The organism is Streptomyces sp. NPDC048523 (assembly GCF_043199815.1).
Taxonomy (GTDB): domain Bacteria; phylum Actinomycetota; class Actinomycetes; order Streptomycetales; family Streptomycetaceae; genus Streptomyces.
Genome location: NZ_JBICWQ010000007.1, coordinates 333,286 through 350,238 on the forward strand (window position 1 = coordinate 333,286; position 16,953 = coordinate 350,238).

The 16,953-nt window shown below is 71.2% G+C and carries 12 protein-coding genes; 3 read left to right on the forward strand and 9 right to left on the reverse strand.

The window, feature by feature from the left end:
- Positions 1-202 precede the first annotated feature (202 nt).
- On the forward strand, positions 203-433 hold the full coding sequence (locus ACGFWE_RS33610) for a hypothetical protein (RefSeq protein ID WP_352382324.1): 231 nt from the start codon (positions 203-205) through the stop codon (positions 431-433).
- A 144-nt stretch (positions 434-577) separates the two neighbouring features.
- On the opposite strand, the gene ACGFWE_RS33615 is transcribed toward ACGFWE_RS33610, so the two are convergent.
- From ACGFWE_RS33615 to ACGFWE_RS33645, 7 genes are all read right to left on the reverse strand, one after another.
- Positions 578-1,441 (reverse strand): serine protease, encoded by an 864-nt coding sequence (locus ACGFWE_RS33615; protein ID WP_393603824.1) that lies wholly within the window; start codon positions 1,439-1,441, stop codon positions 578-580.
- Between the two features lie 120 nt (positions 1,442-1,561).
- The gene (locus ACGFWE_RS33620; protein ID WP_352382328.1) at positions 1,562-3,100 is read right to left on the reverse strand and encodes an RNA polymerase sigma factor; all 1,539 of its coding nucleotides are present in this window, start codon (positions 3,098-3,100) and stop codon (positions 1,562-1,564) included.
- 517 nt (positions 3,101-3,617) lie between these two features.
- Entirely contained in the window at positions 3,618-4,505 is an 888-nt protein-coding gene (locus ACGFWE_RS33625) for a FadR/GntR family transcriptional regulator (protein ID WP_393603826.1), read from the reverse strand.
- Positions 4,506-4,667: 162 nt separating this feature from the next.
- Entirely contained in the window at positions 4,668-6,668 is a 2,001-nt protein-coding gene (locus ACGFWE_RS33630) for an ATP-binding cassette domain-containing protein (RefSeq protein WP_393603828.1), read from the reverse strand.
- 40 nt (positions 6,669-6,708) lie between these two features.
- Positions 6,709-7,467: an NUDIX hydrolase gene (locus ACGFWE_RS33635; RefSeq protein WP_352382334.1), complete on the reverse strand. Its 759-nt coding sequence runs from the start codon at positions 7,465-7,467 to the stop codon at positions 6,709-6,711.
- A 130-nt stretch (positions 7,468-7,597) separates the two neighbouring features.
- The gene (locus tag ACGFWE_RS33640) at positions 7,598-9,508 is read right to left on the reverse strand and encodes a glycogen debranching N-terminal domain-containing protein (protein ID WP_393603830.1); all 1,911 of its coding nucleotides are present in this window, start codon (positions 9,506-9,508) and stop codon (positions 7,598-7,600) included.
- Between the two features lie 665 nt (positions 9,509-10,173).
- Positions 10,174-12,021 carry a DUF4192 family protein gene (locus tag ACGFWE_RS33645; protein WP_393603832.1) on the reverse strand — a complete coding sequence of 616 codons (1,848 nt, stop codon included), beginning with the start codon at positions 12,019-12,021 and terminating at the stop codon, positions 10,174-10,176.
- 141 nt (positions 12,022-12,162) lie between these two features.
- Here ACGFWE_RS33645 and ACGFWE_RS33650 point away from each other — a divergent pair, with 141 nt between their 5' ends.
- A complete protein-coding gene (locus ACGFWE_RS33650; RefSeq protein ID WP_352382338.1) occupies positions 12,163-14,334 on the forward strand; it encodes a RecQ family ATP-dependent DNA helicase in 2,172 nt (723 codons plus the stop codon).
- 295 nt (positions 14,335-14,629) lie between these two features.
- The gene (locus tag ACGFWE_RS33655; protein ID WP_330324930.1) at positions 14,630-15,262 is read left to right on the forward strand and encodes a hypothetical protein; all 633 of its coding nucleotides are present in this window, start codon (positions 14,630-14,632) and stop codon (positions 15,260-15,262) included.
- A gap of 221 nt (positions 15,263-15,483) precedes the next feature.
- On the opposite strand, the gene ACGFWE_RS33660 is transcribed toward ACGFWE_RS33655, so the two are convergent.
- Positions 15,484-16,149, reverse strand: a complete 666-nt coding sequence (locus tag ACGFWE_RS33660) for a hypothetical protein (RefSeq protein WP_352382341.1) — start codon at positions 16,147-16,149, stop codon at positions 15,484-15,486.
- A 68-nt stretch (positions 16,150-16,217) separates the two neighbouring features.
- On the reverse strand, positions 16,218-16,919 hold the full coding sequence (locus tag ACGFWE_RS33665; protein ID WP_352382342.1) for a ribonuclease HII: 702 nt from the start codon (positions 16,917-16,919) through the stop codon (positions 16,218-16,220).
- Positions 16,920-16,953 lie beyond the last annotated feature (34 nt).

The window sequence follows — 16,953 nt, forward strand, 5'->3', positions numbered from 1 at the left end:
TCCAGCCGGGAGGACCGACCTTGACCGACAGCGCGAAACCGTAAGACACACAGACACGCAATACGGCACATTCGCCGCCAAACCGGCAGCAGCCAGCCGCCCGGAAAATTTCTCTCTGGGAGAAGCCCCGAGCGGGAACGTTTTGGGGCTGGTTGGATGTTGACCCTGGTACGACAGCTCGTCGAGCTAGAGAAGAGGCGACGTGACTACTGTTCTGACCCCCGCGAGCCCGCTGACGGCCGCTGACCGCTGCGACCGCTGCGGCGCCCAGGCGTACGTGCGCGTCGTGCTGCTCAGCGGTGGAGAGCTGCTCTTCTGCGCCCACCACGGTCGCAAGTTCGAGCCGGAACTCAAGAAGATCGCCGCTGAGATACAGGACGAGACGGAGCGGCTCACGGCCGTTCCCGCATCGGTCTCAGAAGAAGACCGCTGACACCTCGCGTCCACGACGAGCCAGCTCCGGCACAGGCCGGCATAAGGGCGGCTGTCCCTGCTCCCAGGGGCAGCCGCCCTTACTCATGGCTCTCCGAGGACCTCATGGCCCTGCGCGAGGACGCTCAACGCCCCCAAGGCACCGTCACGCGGTTCCATGGCGTCCGTCGGCCGCGTTGCGACCGGCCGATCCCAGCGTCCGCATGACGTCGGACACGCGGGCGTACACACCGGGGCGGCCCGCTCGTCCACAGCCGCTCCCCCAGGACACCAGCCCGATCAGCTTCCCCTGGGCGACCAGCGGCCCACCGCTGTCCCCCTGGCAGGCGTCACGACCGCCCCAGTCCTCCCCGGCGCACAGCATGCTGTCGGCGCGGTAGGTGCCGTCGGCGCCGCCCGGATAGGCCTCCGTGCAGCCCGCGTCGGCCAGTACGTGTACTTGTGCCGCCCGCAGACTGCGCGCGTAGTCGCCGCCGCCCGTGACGTCACCCCAGCCGTACACCGTGGCACCGGTTCCCGGCTGGTACGCGGTGTCGCCGGCGGCCGCCATGGCGATAACCGCGTTCTGCGGCAGCGGCTCGGCGAGAGTGAGGACGGCGAAGTCCCCGGCGTTGCTCTGCGGGTCGTAGCCGGGATTCACCCAGGCTTCACGTATGGCGATCTCCTTCCCCTGATCCGAGAGCAGATCCGTACGGCCCGTGATGACGCGGAAGTCGCTCACCTGCTCGGGCGGCGCCCCGAGGACGTCCTCGCCCATGCAGTGGGCCGCGGTGAGCACCGTGGTGCGGCCGACGGCGACACCGCCGCAGAACTGCCCGGCGCGCGTACCTCCGAACCGGTCACGGCTGGACAGGGCAACCGTAAAGGGCGCTTTGGACACATCGACCGGGAAGCCCCCGACGACGATGCTGTCGGCAGCCACGGGGGCGGCCGACGCCAGCGGTATGGCCGCCGCCAGGGCCGCCAGTACCAGCGGCCGGACCAGTGCCCGGGCAATGGGGTGACGCATGCATACTCCTCACTCGGGGTGATGATCGGAAACCCAGAGTCATGCAGGGCGCCTGTGCGCGCAGCACGAAGGCCCGGTCCCCGAGGAGGGGCCGGGCCTTCGGTGTCGTACGACTACGGCTTAGTCGAGGTAGTCGCGCAGCACCTGCGAACGCGACGGGTGACGCAGCTTCGACATGGTCTTCGACTCGATCTGGCGGATGCGCTCGCGCGTGACGCCGTAGACCTTGCCGATCTCGTCGAGGGTCTTCGGCTGACCGTCGGTGAGGCCGAAGCGCATCGAGACGACGCCCGCCTCGCGCTCCGACAGGGTGTCGAGGACGGAGTGCAGCTGCTCCTGCAGGAGCGTGAAGCTCACCGCGTCGGCCGGGACGACGGCCTCGGAGTCCTCGATGAGGTCACCGAACTCGCTGTCGCCGTCCTCGCCCAGAGGAGTGTGCAGCGAGATGGGCTCGCGGCCGTACTTCTGGACCTCGATGACCTTCTCCGGGGTCATGTCGAGTTCCTTGGCCAGTTCCTCCGGGGTGGGCTCGCGGCCCAGGTCCTGGAGCATCTGGCGCTGCACGCGCGCGAGCTTGTTGATGACCTCGACCATGTGCACCGGGATACGGATGGTGCGGGCCTGGTCGGCCATCGCGCGGGTGATCGCCTGACGGATCCACCAGGTGGCGTACGTGGAGAACTTGTAGCCCTTGGTGTAGTCGAACTTCTCTACCGCGCGGATCAGACCGAGGTTGCCCTCCTGGATGAGGTCCAGGAAGAGCATGCCGCGGCCGGTGTAACGCTTGGCCAGGGAGACCACCAGACGGAGGTTGGCCTCCAGGAGGTGGTTCTTGGCGCGGCGGCCGTCCTCGGCGATGATCTCCAGCTCGCGCTTCAGCTTCGGGGCGAGCTTGTCGGCGTTGGCCAGCTTGTCCTCGGCGAACAGACCGGCCTCGATGCGCTTGGCGAGCTCGACCTCCTGCTCTGCGTTGAGCAGAGGGACCTTGCCGATCTGCTTGAGGTAGTCCTTGACCGGGTCGGCGGTGGCGCCGGCGGCCGCGACCTGCTGCGCGGGCGCGTCGTCCTCGTCCTCGTCGGACAGCACGAAGCCGGCGCTCTCGGCGCCCTCGGGCTCGTCGCCGGTCTTGGGAGCGTCCTCGAGGACCTCTTCCTCGACGACCTCGGCGTCGTCCTTCTTGGCGGTCGTCTTCTTGGCCGCCGCCGTCTTCTTGGTGGCGACCGTCTTCTTCGCGGCCGCCTTCTTGGTGGCGACCGCCTTCTTCGCGGCGGGCTTCGTGGGCTCTTCGCCCTCGACTGCGGGCTCGGCGGCGGGGGCCGCCGGGGTGGCGGTGGCGGTGGCCTTCTTCGTGGTCACCGTCTTCGCCGCGACCGTCTTGGTGGCGGTGCGCTTGGCCGGACTCTTCGCTGCGACGCTCTTTCGGGTGCGCTTGGGCTCCGCGGCACTGACCATCAGCGTCACACCCTCTTCCTCGAGGATCTGGTTGAGGCTGCGCAGTACGTTCTTCCACTGAGTGGCCGGAATCTGGTCAGCTTCGAAGGCCCGACGCACGTCATCGCCGGCGATCTGCCCCTCAGCCTTTCCCCGCTCAATGAGAGCCATGACAGAGACGGACTCGGCGATCTCCGGCGGGAGCGTACGGGATGTGCTGGCCGACACGAACAACCTCTCGGAACGTTGGAAAACGGCTTCCGGCCCCGTCCACAGCGGACAGAGGCCGACCACCGGCCTGGGAGTGGCCGACGGCGCGGGCGGGGAGCCGGGAAGATGCACAGCGCCTGAAACGGCGTCCGTATTCCCTCCGCGGCTGTCACCTCTTAGGTCATCGCGCTGCTCCCGCGAGCGTTACGCCCAATCTGCGTGGCCCGAGTCACACCCCGTAGGCAGGCAAAAACAGTCAGACATGGACAGACAAGGTCACTCGCCTGCCCGGACCAGCAGAGGCCCCGTCGGCAGAGACCGGATCGACAGAGGCAGGGTCGGCACAGCACGGGTCGGCACAGCACGGGTCGCCACAGTCCGGGTCGCCACAGTCCGGGGTGACGTCACCGCCCCGGACCGTCGGACCCCGCAGGGTCCCTGGAGATCCTGCGGGGTCCGACGGAGGCGGTTCGGCAGCCGGACGATGCCGAAGGAGGTGGAGGACATCCTTGACCGCGACGCCCGCGGTGCGCGGTCAGTGCTCGCGCGGGGCCGGCACCACGCGCTCCACCTCGGGATGGACGGTGAGCAGTTGCCGCATGGCCGCCTCGGCCGCCGCCGCATCGCCGGTGGCGAGGGCGTCGGCGATTCGGCCGTGGTGCGCCAGGGACGACTCGTTCGGCCGGTCACAGCCGGCGACCGGGCCGCCGGAAACCTGGAGGGCGGAGGAGACGATCCCGGAGAGATGCTCCAGCATGCGGTTGCCCGCGAGCTGGATCAGCAAGGAGTGGAACTCGGCGTCGGCACGGGAGAAGGTGAGCGCGTCACCCTGGCTCATGGCGTGCCCCATGATCTCGACCATGTCACCGAGGCGCTGCTGGACGTCCTCCCGGCCGTGTCCCGCGGCCAGGCGCGCGGCGAGCGGCTCGATCGTCCAGCGCAGCTCGCTCAGCTCACGGCGCTGGTTGTCGCGCTGCGGTCCGAAAGCCCGCCATTCGATGATGTCCGGGTCGAGGAGGTTCCAGTCGCTGACGGGACGCACGCGCGTGCCGACGTTCGGGCGGGCACTGACCAGGCCCTTGGCCTCCAGGACGCGGAGCGACTCACGGACGACGGTACGGGAGACCTCGAAACGCTGGCCGATTTCCTCGGGGACCAGCGGCCGGTCGGCTCCCAGGTCACCGGAGACGATCATCTGGCCGAGCTGCTGGACGAGTTGGCCGTGCAGTCCGCGCCCGCGGCTGCCCGCGGCCCGTCGGCCCACGCGGCCCAGCTCCGGGTCCGAGCCGTCCCAGACGGAGGCTCCGACGCGGCCTGCGGCCGGGGCCTCGGCGTAGGGGTAGCGGTCGAGATCGCCCGGGCCGGCCAGACCGGAGTCGGCGGAGCGGGCGGCGGTCATCATGGTGTGCGCAAGGGTACTCACGGATCCTTTGTCGGCGCCGCCTCCAACTCCCTTGAGGTCTTTGGTGAAAAGCACACGAAAGGGTGATCGCTCACCCCATCGCAATTGACGCCTTATCGGAAAGAAATGCGCTTTCGTCGGGAAGTTGTGCGCAGGTCGGGACCGGAAGCGCACGGTCGGTCGTCATCGGACCCTGCTACGCAGGGTCGTGAGCAGATACGCACACAGCAGGGCGGTCAGCGACAACGTCAGTGCCCCGCCCACCGGTTGGGCGATGACACGTACCGCTCCGACGAGATAGCGCTCGCCGCCGAAGGGCCATTGCAGCAGGAAGACCTCGCGCAGCCGCGCGGGAAGACCGGCCGCCGCTCGCAGGGACGCCCCCTCCAGGGCTTTCTGCACAAGGGGTACGACGACAACGGGTACGGCGACCACCGCGGCGAGCCCGGCCGTGGTGGACCGGAAGACGCCGGCGGCCAGGACACCGGCCCAGGCGCACCCGACCACGAGCCCGAACCAACTCGCGCTCAGCACCAGCCAATCCGCGGGAACTTCCGCGAGTTCCCGTCCGTAGACGAGATAGAGCACTTCGGCGTCGCAACCCACCGCGAGAAAAGCCAGCATCAGGGCGGTGAGGGCGGCGACGACGAGTTTCGCGGTGAGCAGTCCCAGTCGGCGGGGGACGCTGCCGCGGTCCGCAGCCAGGGCGGGGTGGCGGAACTCGTCGCCGAACGCGAGTGCGCCGAGCAGGCCGGCTCCGAGTGCAGCCGGGGGCAGCGGCAACTCCCTCGGCCACGCGGCCAGCAGACGTGCCTGCGGGGTGTGACCGACTCGCGCCAGGAGTACGGCGGTGAGGGCGGACGTGACGAGCACGGCGGCCGCGGTGAGGAACCCGGTGCCGATTCCTGTCGCGCGACGCAGTTCGTAGCGCAGGGGGTGCAAGGGGCTGGGGGCGGACCGAGCGGAGATGGGGGGTGGGAGTGGGGGTAGGGGGGCGGGGGCCTTGGAGACGGTGGTGGGGCTCGGAGCGGTATCGCCGCGCCCCTCAGTCGGGCCGCTGTCGGTGTTTGGACTGCCGTGTACCGCTTGGTCGCCGCGCGCCCTCCGGTCGGCGGGCACGACCCGGTCACCGGGCCTGTGCGAACCGTCCTGCGACGCGGGTTTGTCCTGCGCTCGGCCGCCCCGCGGTGCCGTCCCGGCCAACCCCACGGCCCGATGGCCAGGGAGCTCACCGGACTCGGGTTCCGTCACGTCCTCCCTCGCGTCCCGGGCCGCTTCCTCGGTCTCGCCGGGAAACGGCCCGGCACCGGGCCCCATGTCCCCCATCTCGTCGGCGAGTTGGTGGACCAGGATGCCGTGGCGGAAGGCCGTCTCGCCGACGTCGGCACAGGTACTGCCATACACGGACAGGCGGTTGCCGCCTTCCCGGACGACTTCGACGGAGCGTTGAGCCGTGCGGGCCTCCTTGGCGAGCAGGGCGGCGAGCCGGACGGCATGGGGGGTACGGACGGCGACACGAGGGCGGAGTCGGGTGCGGGTGAACTCCGCGGCAACCTGGTCTGCGACGAGTCGGCCTTGCTCGAGCGTGATGACGTGGTCTGCGGCGCGCGCGGCCTCTTTGGGCTCGGACGTGGTGAACAGGACTGTGCCGCCCTGGGTGGCGTGCGCTCGCAGCATGCCGTGCAGCCAGTGGCTCTCACGGGTGGAGAGCCCGTCGGCGGGATCGTCCAGCACGAGGGTGTGCGGGTCCGACAACAGGGCGCAGGCCAGGCCCAGGCGGCGGTCCATGCCCCGCGACAGCGTGCCGAGCCGCTCGTCGCGCAGGCTGACCAGGCCCACCACTTCGAGTACTTCGTCGGCGCGCCGGGCCGGGACGCCGACTGCGGCGCTGAGCATGCGCAGGTGGCCGCGGACCGTGCGCGCGGGATGGCCGGGCACCTCGCCCAGGAGTACGCCGACCTCGCGCGCGGGGTGCGCGATGCGGTGCAGCGGGCGGCCCCTGAAGTAAGTGAGACCGCGGCCCTGTTGGAGTTCGAGCATCAGTCGGAGCGTTGTCGTCTTGCCCGCGCCCGTCGCTCCGAGGAGCGCGGTGACGTGGCCCGCACGGGCCTCCAAGGACACGTCATCGACCGCGGGCGGGAGGCCCTTGTGGGATTGGCTGGTCAGTCCGAACGCCTGGATCACCCGTAGCAAGATAGCGCGTTATGTCCCGTTTTTGGGTCTGTCACACTTCGGGGCGCAGCATTGGGGGATTGAGAAGAGTGGCACCGCCGGCACGGAAGAGCTGTGCGGGGCGGCCGCCCTGCCGCGTGGTGGTGCCGCCGGTAGGGACCAGGAAGCCCGGTGTGCCCGTCACCTTGCGGTGGAAGTTGCGCGGGTCCAGTGCCACGCCCCACACCGCTTCGTAGACCCGGCGCAGCTCGCCGACGGTGAACTCGGGCGGGCAGAACGCCGTGGCCAGCGACGAGTACTCGATCTTCGAGCGGGCGCGCTCCACCCCGTCGGACAGGATCTGCGCATGGTCGAAGGCGAGTGGCGCGACCGGCTCGCCGTCTCGGCCGTGACCGCCCTGCTGCAACAGCTCTTCGACGGGTGCCCAGCGTGCGTTGCTGGCGTCACCGCCTGCCCGGGGGGCGGGCAGGTCGGGGGCGAGGGCGAGGTGGGCGACGCTCACGACACGCATCCGGGGGTCACGCTTGGGGTCGCCGTACGTCGCGAGCTGCTCCAGATGCGCTCCGTTGTCCTGGACGGGGACGGCCGGGTCATGGGCGCGCAGCCCCGTCTCCTCGGCCAGCTCGCGGGCAGCGGCCTGCGCCAGATCCTCATCGGCCCGCACGAAACCGCCGGGAAGCGCCCAGCGCCCCTGGAAGGGCGGCTCGCCCCTGCGTACCGCGAGCGCACACAGGGCGTGACGACGCACGGTCAGTACGACCAGATCCACGGTGACGGCGAAGGGCGGAAAGGCTGACGGGTCGTAGGGCATGCGGCGATCATAGTCGTCTGCCTGACGATAAACACTCCCTTCGCCGGTCGCATCGGCGGTTGATCCACTGCCACCTGAACAGGTGCCTTCTCCCTCTGTGCGCCTCTGGCGGACCAGGTGTCGCTCGATGTCACGTCCTGAGTTGCAGCCCCTCGGCGGCCTCCTCGACCATGGCGAGTCCGAGCCTGCTGACCCGTACCGAGAACGGCGCGCCCTTGATCCTCAGGCCGGTCAGACCGATCTCTCCGAGAGGCGCGCTGCGCACGGGGCGCAGCGTGACCGTCCCCGCCGGGACGTCGGGGCGGATTCCCGCAAGGGTGCTGAGCAGATGGACTGCGGCGGCCGCCGCAGTGGCCGCCGGGCGACAGGCCGCCGGGTGGGGAAGGGGGGCGCTCCCATCGGTGCGTTGTTCACCGGCGTACATCTCGGGGAGGCGGTGGCCGAAGGCCTCCGCCGCGGCCAGCAGACCCCGCACGAGCGAGTCGGCCTCCTTCTCGTACCCGGCGGCGGCCAGGCCCGCTACGGCGATCGCCGTCTCGTGAACTCTCACGGCACCGGTGCGATGGCCGAACGGGTTGTAGCCCGCCTCGTTCGTGCCCAGTCCGCGCAGCCCCCAGCCCGAGTCCATGGCCGGGCTTCCGAGCAGCCGGGCGAGCTGCTCGGTCTGCACCCTGTCGAGCAGGCCGGGTGCCTGTTCGCCCCCTCCCAGCAGCCCGGTGTCCAGGAGATGGACAGCCGAGGCGCCGAGGTGCGACAGGAGGCGACCGTCGGGGGCCCGCGCAGCCGCCGGTCGACCACCGCTGCGGTCCTCGATCCAGAAGTCCTCGCGGAAGGCCACGCGTAGTTCGCGGGCCCACTGCCGCAGCGCCGCCCCACCGGGTCTGTCGAACGCGTCGAGCAGGTCGGCACCGAGGACGGCCGCGCGGTGCGCATGTGCTTGCGTCTCACAGCGGACGGGGCCGCCCGTCTGTGGGTCGCACAGATATGTTCCCTCCCCCACGGCCGTCCGCAGCCAGCTCAGACACCGCTCGACTGTCGGGAGCAGCTCTTCCGTCTCCTGTGGCGAGAGCCCCCATCGGAACGCCTCCGCGAGGAGGGCGGGGAAGAGCAGGGTGGCCTCGGTACCCGTACAGCCGGCTGGAAGATGGGCGCCCGCGTCCCGGCGCGGCCCGGGAATCATGCCGGACTGCGCTGTCTGTCCGCGGATTTGGGTGCGCGCGAGGCTGCGCAGCGTCCCCGCGGCGAGCCGGGTGCCGAGTGGCAGTGTCATACGGGCCGCGATGAGCGCGTCGGCGGGGGCCAGGCCGCAGCGCCAGGGGACTCCGGCCGCGAGGTGGGTGTCGGTGGGGTGTGCCGGGTCGCGCAGCAACAGGGACTGGAGATCGTCGATGCTCGTGTGCAGGAGCGGCCGGACCGCGGAGTGGTCCCCCGACGCGCGGGCGGAAGCCAGGGGGCTGGTCGCCACGCGCCCCGCAGCTCGGACAGGGCTCGTGCCCTCCAGCCGGACGCGCAGCTCCAGAGCGACCGTGCCTGCGGGGGGCAGGTCGAGCTCCCAGCGCAGCAGGCCTGCCGACGCGAGCGCGTCGGCAGGTGGTGGGTCGGCCGTGACCGACGCCCCTCCTGCCGCGCAGGACCAGCGCAGGCCGGAGTCATGGACGATCGCGGGCAGCTCGGGTCCCGCTCGGCCCGAGGCGATCGCGCCCAGGTCCGCCAGGTCCGTACCGAGTGCCACCTCCACCGGCAGGCGCAGTGGGCGGGCGGCGGAGCTGTGCAGCATGATGCGTTCCGTCCCGTCCGCATGGCGGATGCGCTCTACGACCACGTCGGGATCCGGGCCGCCGCCCTGGGAGACACGCGCGGTGGCCACGAAGCGTGCGCGATCCGCCGCGGTCGTCTGTGCCTGGACCGCGAGTGGCTCGCGGCCGGCGACACGGATCTGACACCGGGAGAGCACACGTCGGCCTGCGCGGTAGAAGCCTTCCAGTCCCTGACCGGTCAACTGCCCTTGAGCCGTGGAGATGGCGAGGCCGGGAAGCGCCACGCAGATGATGACCGAGTGTGCCGGGGGAAGGTCGGCTGGGGCTCGCGGGCCCGAGGAGCGGCTCTGTGGCGGCGGTCCGGACGGGACGACCGAAGGTGGGCGGGGAGGACGGCTCGCCTTCGGCGTGGGAGTCGGGCTCGGCCTCGCCGGTGTCGAGGGGCGTCGTACGGCCCCCTCCGACGGAGACGGTTCGCGGTCCCATGACAGCGAGGGAGCGGTGCCCTCCCGATCCTGTTCCGCGGTCGGGTCCGGGCGGTGTTCCGCCGCCACCGAGGTGTGCTCGGTGCTGCTGGGGAACCTCGGCTCAGGCATGCCCGTGTCCGTGGCCCGCGGCGGCGGACCGGCGCTTCCCTTCCACCCTGTCGTCGGCGCGCCGATGGCGGGGCGGCCTTCGCCGGTGGAGGGCGGAGTCGGCTGGTGCAAGGTGCGCTTCCTCTGCGCTCTGTGCGGCTCGGGCGGGTTCGGCGCCCGGTGCGGGGCTCCTGAAGGGCATGGGCGATGCGGCGGTACGGTCCGGTAGGGGATTCCGCCACTCAGGTGAACGGGACGGGCCCGTCCGGGGTCACGCCCACGGGCCGGGAAGCCGACCGAATGGCGGCGGCCCGGAGCTAGCACCCGGCGGCACAGGTGTGACCACCCGCGCGCGACATGCTTCCAGCGATCGCTCATCCCTCTTCCTCGGTGGCACCGCCCCCGGGCCGTGTGCCCTCGGGGCGCCGGGCGTCGTCCTTGCCGGTGGTGCGGCGGACGACACCGGGCCGCGTACCGCGGGCCGAACGGGAGCGCGGGCGGGACTCCTCGGCGCAGGGGTGTCGCCCCTCCGCCTCCGCGGAACGGGGACGAGCATCGGCACGAGCGCCGGAACGCACCCGCCTGCGCCGACGGGAGGCCGTAGACACCGACGTCGACAGAGTCGGGTCGGCATCGGAAGGGCACGACGGCAGCGCATCGTCGCCACCGGACGTGCTCGGTGGCAACGCACCTTCGACGGCGGACGCGCACGGTGGGAGCGCGCCTTCGACTTCTGATGGACCCGGCGGCAACGCACCTTCAGCACCGGACGGGCACGCGGGCAGCGCGTCCTCCGAGGTGTCGGGCAGCTGGATCATTCCGGCGGAACCTGGCCGGGATGCTGCCTGCCCCACGTCCGGGCCAGGCATGTTCGGTCGCATCCTGTCCTCGGTCGTCTTTCCGTCGCCGGATCGAGCGGCCTCCGACCGCGCGCGTGCGTCGCGTCCCTGGCGTTCCGCGCGCAGGCAGCGGCGGATGGACTCCGGATCGAGTCCCTCGTTGCAGGCCTGGTGCAGGAGCCGGGCGAAGAGATAGCTGGGATCTGCGCCCAGGGCCATGGCCAGCGCCTCCCTGGCCTCGATCTCGTCGCCCTCGGACCAGGCGACCCACCCGGCGAGGGTGAGCGGCGCCGCCGCGTGCTCGCCGTAGGGTCCGACACAGCGGCGGGCCAACGCGCGCCACAGGCGCAGGGCGGGCCCGGCCTCCTCTGCCTCCATCCACTCGGCCGCGCGGTCCCGGGTCGTCCGGTCCTGCAGGCCGAGAATGAGTTGCGCCGCGTCTTCGTGTCCCAGCAGCTCGTCGTCGCGCAGGTCGGCCTGGAGCGGGCCCGACACAGGCACTGCCTCAGCGAAGCGTGTCATGGTGCGCCTGGCCAGGCGCAGCGTCTCCTCGGCCACGTCCGTCCGGCCCGCCTGGTCGAGCATCTTGGGGACCAGTGCCATGCCGGCGGTGTCCAGGGCGGCCTCCTGTTCCAGCGCGGCCGCGGTCTCCCAGGGCTGCAGCCTGGCCCGCAGCTCGCGCAGTGTGCCGCGCACCTGCAGTCCGGCGTACGTGGCCGCCGCGGCGAGCACCGATGTGCCGGGCAGCCCCATCGGGAGTCCTTCCGCAGGGCAGCATTCCTGGCTCGGACAGCAGTACGACCAGTAACGGCCGTCAGAGATGCACAACGCCTCGATCACGGGAACATCGAGCCGGCCGCACTCCGTGCGCAGCAGCCCGGCGAGCGGGGCGAGCCGCTCCGTGATCTGCCTTCCCGTCTCACCGGCCCCCGGTTCCTGGCAGAGGTAGGCGACCATCTGCTCCGGCCGGGCGCCCCTGCGCTCGCTGCCGGTGATCAGCCCGTGGGCCAGCTGTCGGGCTACCGCCGGCCAGTCGTCCTTGTTCGCGGGAATGCCGAGCCGGGCCCGCCCTCCGAAGCGGCCACGGCCACCCCGGTCGTGCAGGGCGACCAGAACAATGCTGTCCTCGGGCCGGTACCCGAGCAGGTAGGGCAGGGCATCGGCCAGTTCGCCCGGAGTGCGCAGGGTGACCTGGTGTTCGGCGCCATGTGCGTCGAATCCGACCCGGTCCCCGATGCCCGAGCCGTCGTGGTCCTGACCGTCGCCGTTTCGTCCGCCGCTGTGCCGTCCGCCGCTGCTCCATCCGCCGTTTCGTCCGTCGCCGTTCCGTCCGTGGTTGTTGCCGTTTGCGGCGGGTCCCGCCGTTTCGCTGTGATTCGTCATGAGCAGACGATCTCGCGGATCTCGATGTTCCGTTTGAGCCTGTGGATAAGTCCGATCAGGGCCACGACAAGCCCCGTCTCGTCGTCCACAGCCGGGCCGCCGCGATGTCCCGCTGTCGGAGGTGTCCTGTTGTATGGGGGCATGACGCACACGAGCAAGACGGAGTTCCGCGAGGCTGCCGACAAGATCCTCGTCCGGCTCGTCGGGGACAGCACCGGATCGGCGCGGCTGCGCGAGGACCAGTGGCGGGCGATCGAGGCGCTGGTCGCCGACAAACGCCGGGCCCTGGTCGTGCAGCGCACGGGATGGGGGAAGTCCGCGGTGTATTTCGTGGCGACCGCCCTGCTGCGCGAGCGCGGCGCCGGGCCGACCGTGATCGTCTCTCCGCTGCTCGCGCTCATGCGCAACCAGGTCGAGGCCGCCGCCCGAGCCGGCATCCACGCCCGGACCATCAACTCCTCGAACCCGGAGGAGTGGGAGACCATCCGCGCCGAGGTCGCCGCGGGGACCGTGGACGTACTGCTCGTGAGCCCGGAGCGGCTCAACAACCCCGACTTCCGCGACAACGTCCTGCCTGAGCTGTCCGCCGCCACCGGCCTCCTCGTCGTCGACGAGGCGCACTGCATCTCCGACTGGGGCCACGACTTCCGCCCCGACTACCGCCGGCTGCGCACCATGCTCACCGACCTCCCGCCCGGCGTGCCGGTACTGGCGACCACCGCCACCGCCAATGCGCGGGTCACAGCTGACGTGGCCGAGCAGCTGGGCACCGGTATGAGCTCGGACGCACTGGTCCTGCGCGGCCCGCTCGACCGCGAGAGCCTGAGCCTCGGCGTGCTCCAACTGCCCGACGCCGCCCACCGCCTGGCCTGGCTCGCCGATCACCTGGACGACCTGCCGGGCTCCGGCATCATCTACACGCTGACGGTCGCCGCCGCCGAGGAGATCACCGCCTTCCTACGACAGTGCGGGCACACCGTCGCCTCCTACACGGGCAAGACGGAGAACGCCGAACGCCAGCAGGCCGAGGAAGCCCTCCTCGCGAACAAGGTCAAGGCGCTGGTGGCCACCTCCGCGCTCGGCATGGGGTTCGACAAGCCCGACCTCGGCTTCGTCGTCCATGTCGGCTCGCCCTCCTCCCCCATCGCCTACTACCAGCAGGTCGGCCGCGCCGGACGAGGCGTCGAGCACGCCGAGGTGCTGCTCCTGCCAGGCCGCGAGGACGAGGCGATCTGGTCCTACTTCGCCTCCGTCGCATTCCCTCCCGAAGAAGCCGTACGCCGCACTCTGGACACCCTCGCCCAGGCGGACCGGCCCCTGTCGCTGCCCGCACTCGAACCGCTGGTGGAACTCAACCGCACCCGCTTGGAGATCATGCTCAAGGTGCTGGACGTGGACGGCGCGGTCCACCGGGTCAAGGGCGGCTGGATCGCCACCGGAGCGCCGTGGTCGTACGACAGCGAGCGCTACGCCTGGGTCGCCAAGCAGCGCGCCACCGAACAGCAGGCCATGCGCGACTACGTCACCACCTCGGGCTGCCGTATGGAGTTCCTGAGGCGGCAGTTGGACGACGAGCAGGCCGCTCCCTGCGGCCGCTGTGACAACTGCGCCGGCCCCCGTTTCACCGCCGACATCTCCCCCGCAGCCCTGGACACGGCCGGCGGCTCGCTCTCCCGTGCCGGTGTCGTGGTGGAGCCCCGCCGGATGTGGCCCACGGGCCTCCCCGCCATCGGCGTCGACCTGAAGGGCCGCATCCCGCCCGGCGAACAGGCTTTGCCCGGCCGGGCTCTCGGGCGGCTGTCGGACATCGGCTGGGGCAACCGTCTGCGGCCGCTGCTCGCACCCCAGACTCCGGACGCTCCCGTCCCCGACGACGTGGCGAACGCCGTCGTGACCGTGTTGGCCGACTGGGCCAAGTCGCCCGACGGCTGGGCGTCCGGCGCTCCGGACGCACCGGGCCGCCCTGTCGGGGTAGTCACCGTTCCCTCGCGCAGCCGGCCCCAGTTGGTGCACTCGCTGGGGAGTCGGATCTCCGCTGTCGGCCGCCTCCCGTTCCTGGGGTCCCTCGTGTACACGGACCACTCCGACGACCTCTCCCTCCCCCGCACCAACAGCGCCCAGCGTCTGCGGGCCCTGCACGGGGCACTCGTAGTGCCTCAGCCCCTGCGGGAGGCGCTGCAGGCAGCCGCAGGTCCGGTACTGCTCGTCGACGACATGACCGAGACGGGCTGGACCGTCGCTGTCGCCGCCCGACTGCTGTCGCGGTCGGGTGCTCAGGGGGTGTTGCCTCTGGTGCTGGCCGTACGTGGCTGAGCAAGCACCGAAGGCGACGGCGCCCCGCACGCGTGCACCGATGCGGGCCTGGAGTTGCCGGGTTCGGAGGCCCCAGGCGTCGCCCGGCAAAACACTGGGTAGGGATATAAGCCACGAACAGCCTGATTCGGGTCGGCGGGCCCAATTGCTCGTTGCCGCAACCAAGTTCGACAGGAAGAATTGAGGTCCGCTCCCCGCACGGCCTCGCCCGTTGACCGGTAGGGCTCTCCTGCGGTGCGCGCTCCCCCGAATCCGACCCCGCCCGCCGTATGGGCGCGTAGCCGAAGGGAGGACCGTGACCTTCGGATTCGCTCCGTCCTCCGCGGCGTCCACGTCGTCAACCGACCTGTCCGCCGCATCCGCCAACCCTCTGGCCCGTCTGCTCGAACCCGCCGAGTGGGCCGAGGCCGGCATCCCGCTGCTGCGCAATCCGCGCGAGGTCGTCAGCGGGCTGCACTCGCGGCACCGTCCCAAACCGGCGACCGCGATCGTGGCGGTCCTCGACCCGGACGAACGGCTGCGGGCGAGCGCCTCGTTCACGCGCCGCCCGGCTCCGGCCGACGGCTGGATGTTCCGGAACACGCTCCTGGCCCAGCTGCGCCGGGTGATCCCGCACGACCTGCGGCGCCGTACCCCCGTGCGCACCGCTGTGCTGCTCTACTGCCGTGAGGGCGACGCGCGTTGGACGGAGGAGGACGGCGCGTGGATGTGGGGCCTGCGTGACGCCTGCACCCTGCACGGGCTGCGCTGCGGGGCGTACATCACGCTGACGCGCGACGGATGGCAGGTGCTCGGCGAGGGACGCGGCGGACGCCGGCCGAACGCGGACTCCGCGCCGGAACCCTTCGCCACGTCCGAGTCACCGCCTCTGCTGCCGCGCACCGGCGGCGCCGCCTCGGAGGTCCTGCGCCGCGCGGCGGCTCGCTGAAGCCGAGTCCGCCCCGGTCACGGTTCTTCGGCCGTACGTCCATGACGTACGGCCCTTGACGTCGCGGCACCGAGCGCACGCGTCCTGGAACCGGCAGGGCCGCAAGCCCGAGCCCGCCGTCCACTCAGACGCGGGCGGACCGAAGGGCTCGCCGTGCAGGTGCCGCGCAGGCGGCACCCTTTGCTCACCCCCGGTGTCCTTCCGGACCCACCGAGACCGGCTCAGACGCCGGCGCCCAGTACCGAGTTGATCTGCTGCGGGTCGCCGCAGACGATCAGCAGGGCACCGGCTCGGGCGTGGGCCAGAGGCAGGCCCTCGGCGACAGCGGCGGCGGAACCACCGTTGACGGCGACCACGACCACCGGACGGGCCGCGGCCCGCGAGGCCGCGGTGGCGTCCGCGTAGAACACGTCGTCACCGGCGTCGTGCTGGGCCCAGTAGGCGGCTTCACCGAAGGACAGCTCATGGGTGGCCCACGGATGCTGTTCGCCGGTGGTGATCACCAGCACTTCACCGGGGGCGCGGCCCGAATCCAACAGGAGGTCTACGGCTTCCTCGGCAGCGTCGAGCGCACCAGCGGCCGAAGCCGGGATGAGCTGGACCTGCGGGGCCGCCGAAGCCACAACCGACGCCGGGACCGGAGTCGGGGCGGAGGTGGCAGGGGCAGAGGGGCCCGGCACTGCGGGCTTGGCCACGGCCACGTCGTGCGGCGTCCGCTGCACCGGCGGTGCGGGCCTCAGCGGGCCGGGACGACCGGGGCGCGGCGGAGCCACAGGGCGTGGACCGGGTACGGGGCGGGGGGTCGGCGCGGTGCGGCCACTGGCCGGAGTGGCGCGGGGACCCTGGGCACTCTCGTGAATCTGAGGCTCCTCGGGAATGAGAGGCATGGGCTGATATTTATCAAACGTTGGTGCGGCTCGCGCCAGCGGGTGGCACATCAGTGCGAGCGGAACCGTCAGAAATCGAAGCCGAGCTGGCCCTCGATCTTCGGAACGCTTCCGTCCGCCCAGCTGCGGGCCTTCTTGAGGTGCCGCCACTGAGGCAGCGCATCAAGATACGCCCACGACAACCGGTGGTACGGGGTGGGGCCCCGAACCTCCAGCGCGGCCTTGTGCACGGGCGAGGGATACCCGGCGTTGGCCGCGAAACCGAAGTCTGCATGTTCCATACCCAGTTCGGCCATCATTTTGTCGCGCTGAACCTTGGCGATCACCGAGGCCGCAGCGACCGCCACACACGACTGGTCGCCCTTGATCACGGTCCGGACCTTCCAGGGCGTTCCGAGATAGTCGTGCTTGCCGTCGAGGATCACCGCGTCCGGTCGGACCGGGAGTGCCTCCAGGGCGCGCACGGCGGCGATCCGCAGGGCGGCCGTCATTCCGAGGTCGTCGATCTCTTCGTGACTCGCGTGCCCCAGCGCGTACGACGTCACCCATGTCCGCAGTTCCTCTGCGAGTTCGGTACGGCGTTTGACGCTGAGCAGCTTGGAGTCCGTGAGGCCTTGGGGCGGTCGGCGCAGTCCGGTGACGGCGGCGCAGACGGTGACGGGGCCGGCCCAGGCACCTCGCCCCACCTCGTCGACACCGGCAATGATCTTCGCTCCGGTCGTTGCGCGGAGGGAGCGCTCGACGGTGTGAGTAGGCGGTTCGTACGGCATGGCGCCCTTAGCCTACGCCGACCGGATCACCCTG

Coding starts and splice junctions, on each gene's coding strand:
- ACGFWE_RS33615 (WP_393603824.1), bottom strand. CDS start 1,441: ATGCGTCACCCCATTGCCCGGGCACTGGTCCGGCCGCTGGTACTGGCG.
- ACGFWE_RS33635 (WP_352382334.1), bottom strand. CDS start 7,467: ATGCCCTACGACCCGTCAGCCTTTCCGCCCTTCGCCGTCACCGTGGAT.
- ACGFWE_RS33645 (WP_393603832.1), bottom strand. CDS start 12,021: ATGACGAATCACAGCGAAACGGCGGGACCCGCCGCAAACGGCAACAAC.
- ACGFWE_RS33650 (WP_352382338.1), top strand. CDS start 12,163: ATGACGCACACGAGCAAGACGGAGTTCCGCGAGGCTGCCGACAAGATC.
- ACGFWE_RS33660 (WP_352382341.1), bottom strand. CDS start 16,149: ATGCCTCTCATTCCCGAGGAGCCTCAGATTCACGAGAGTGCCCAGGGT.
- ACGFWE_RS33665 (WP_352382342.1), bottom strand. CDS start 16,919: ATGCCGTACGAACCGCCTACTCACACCGTCGAGCGCTCCCTCCGCGCA.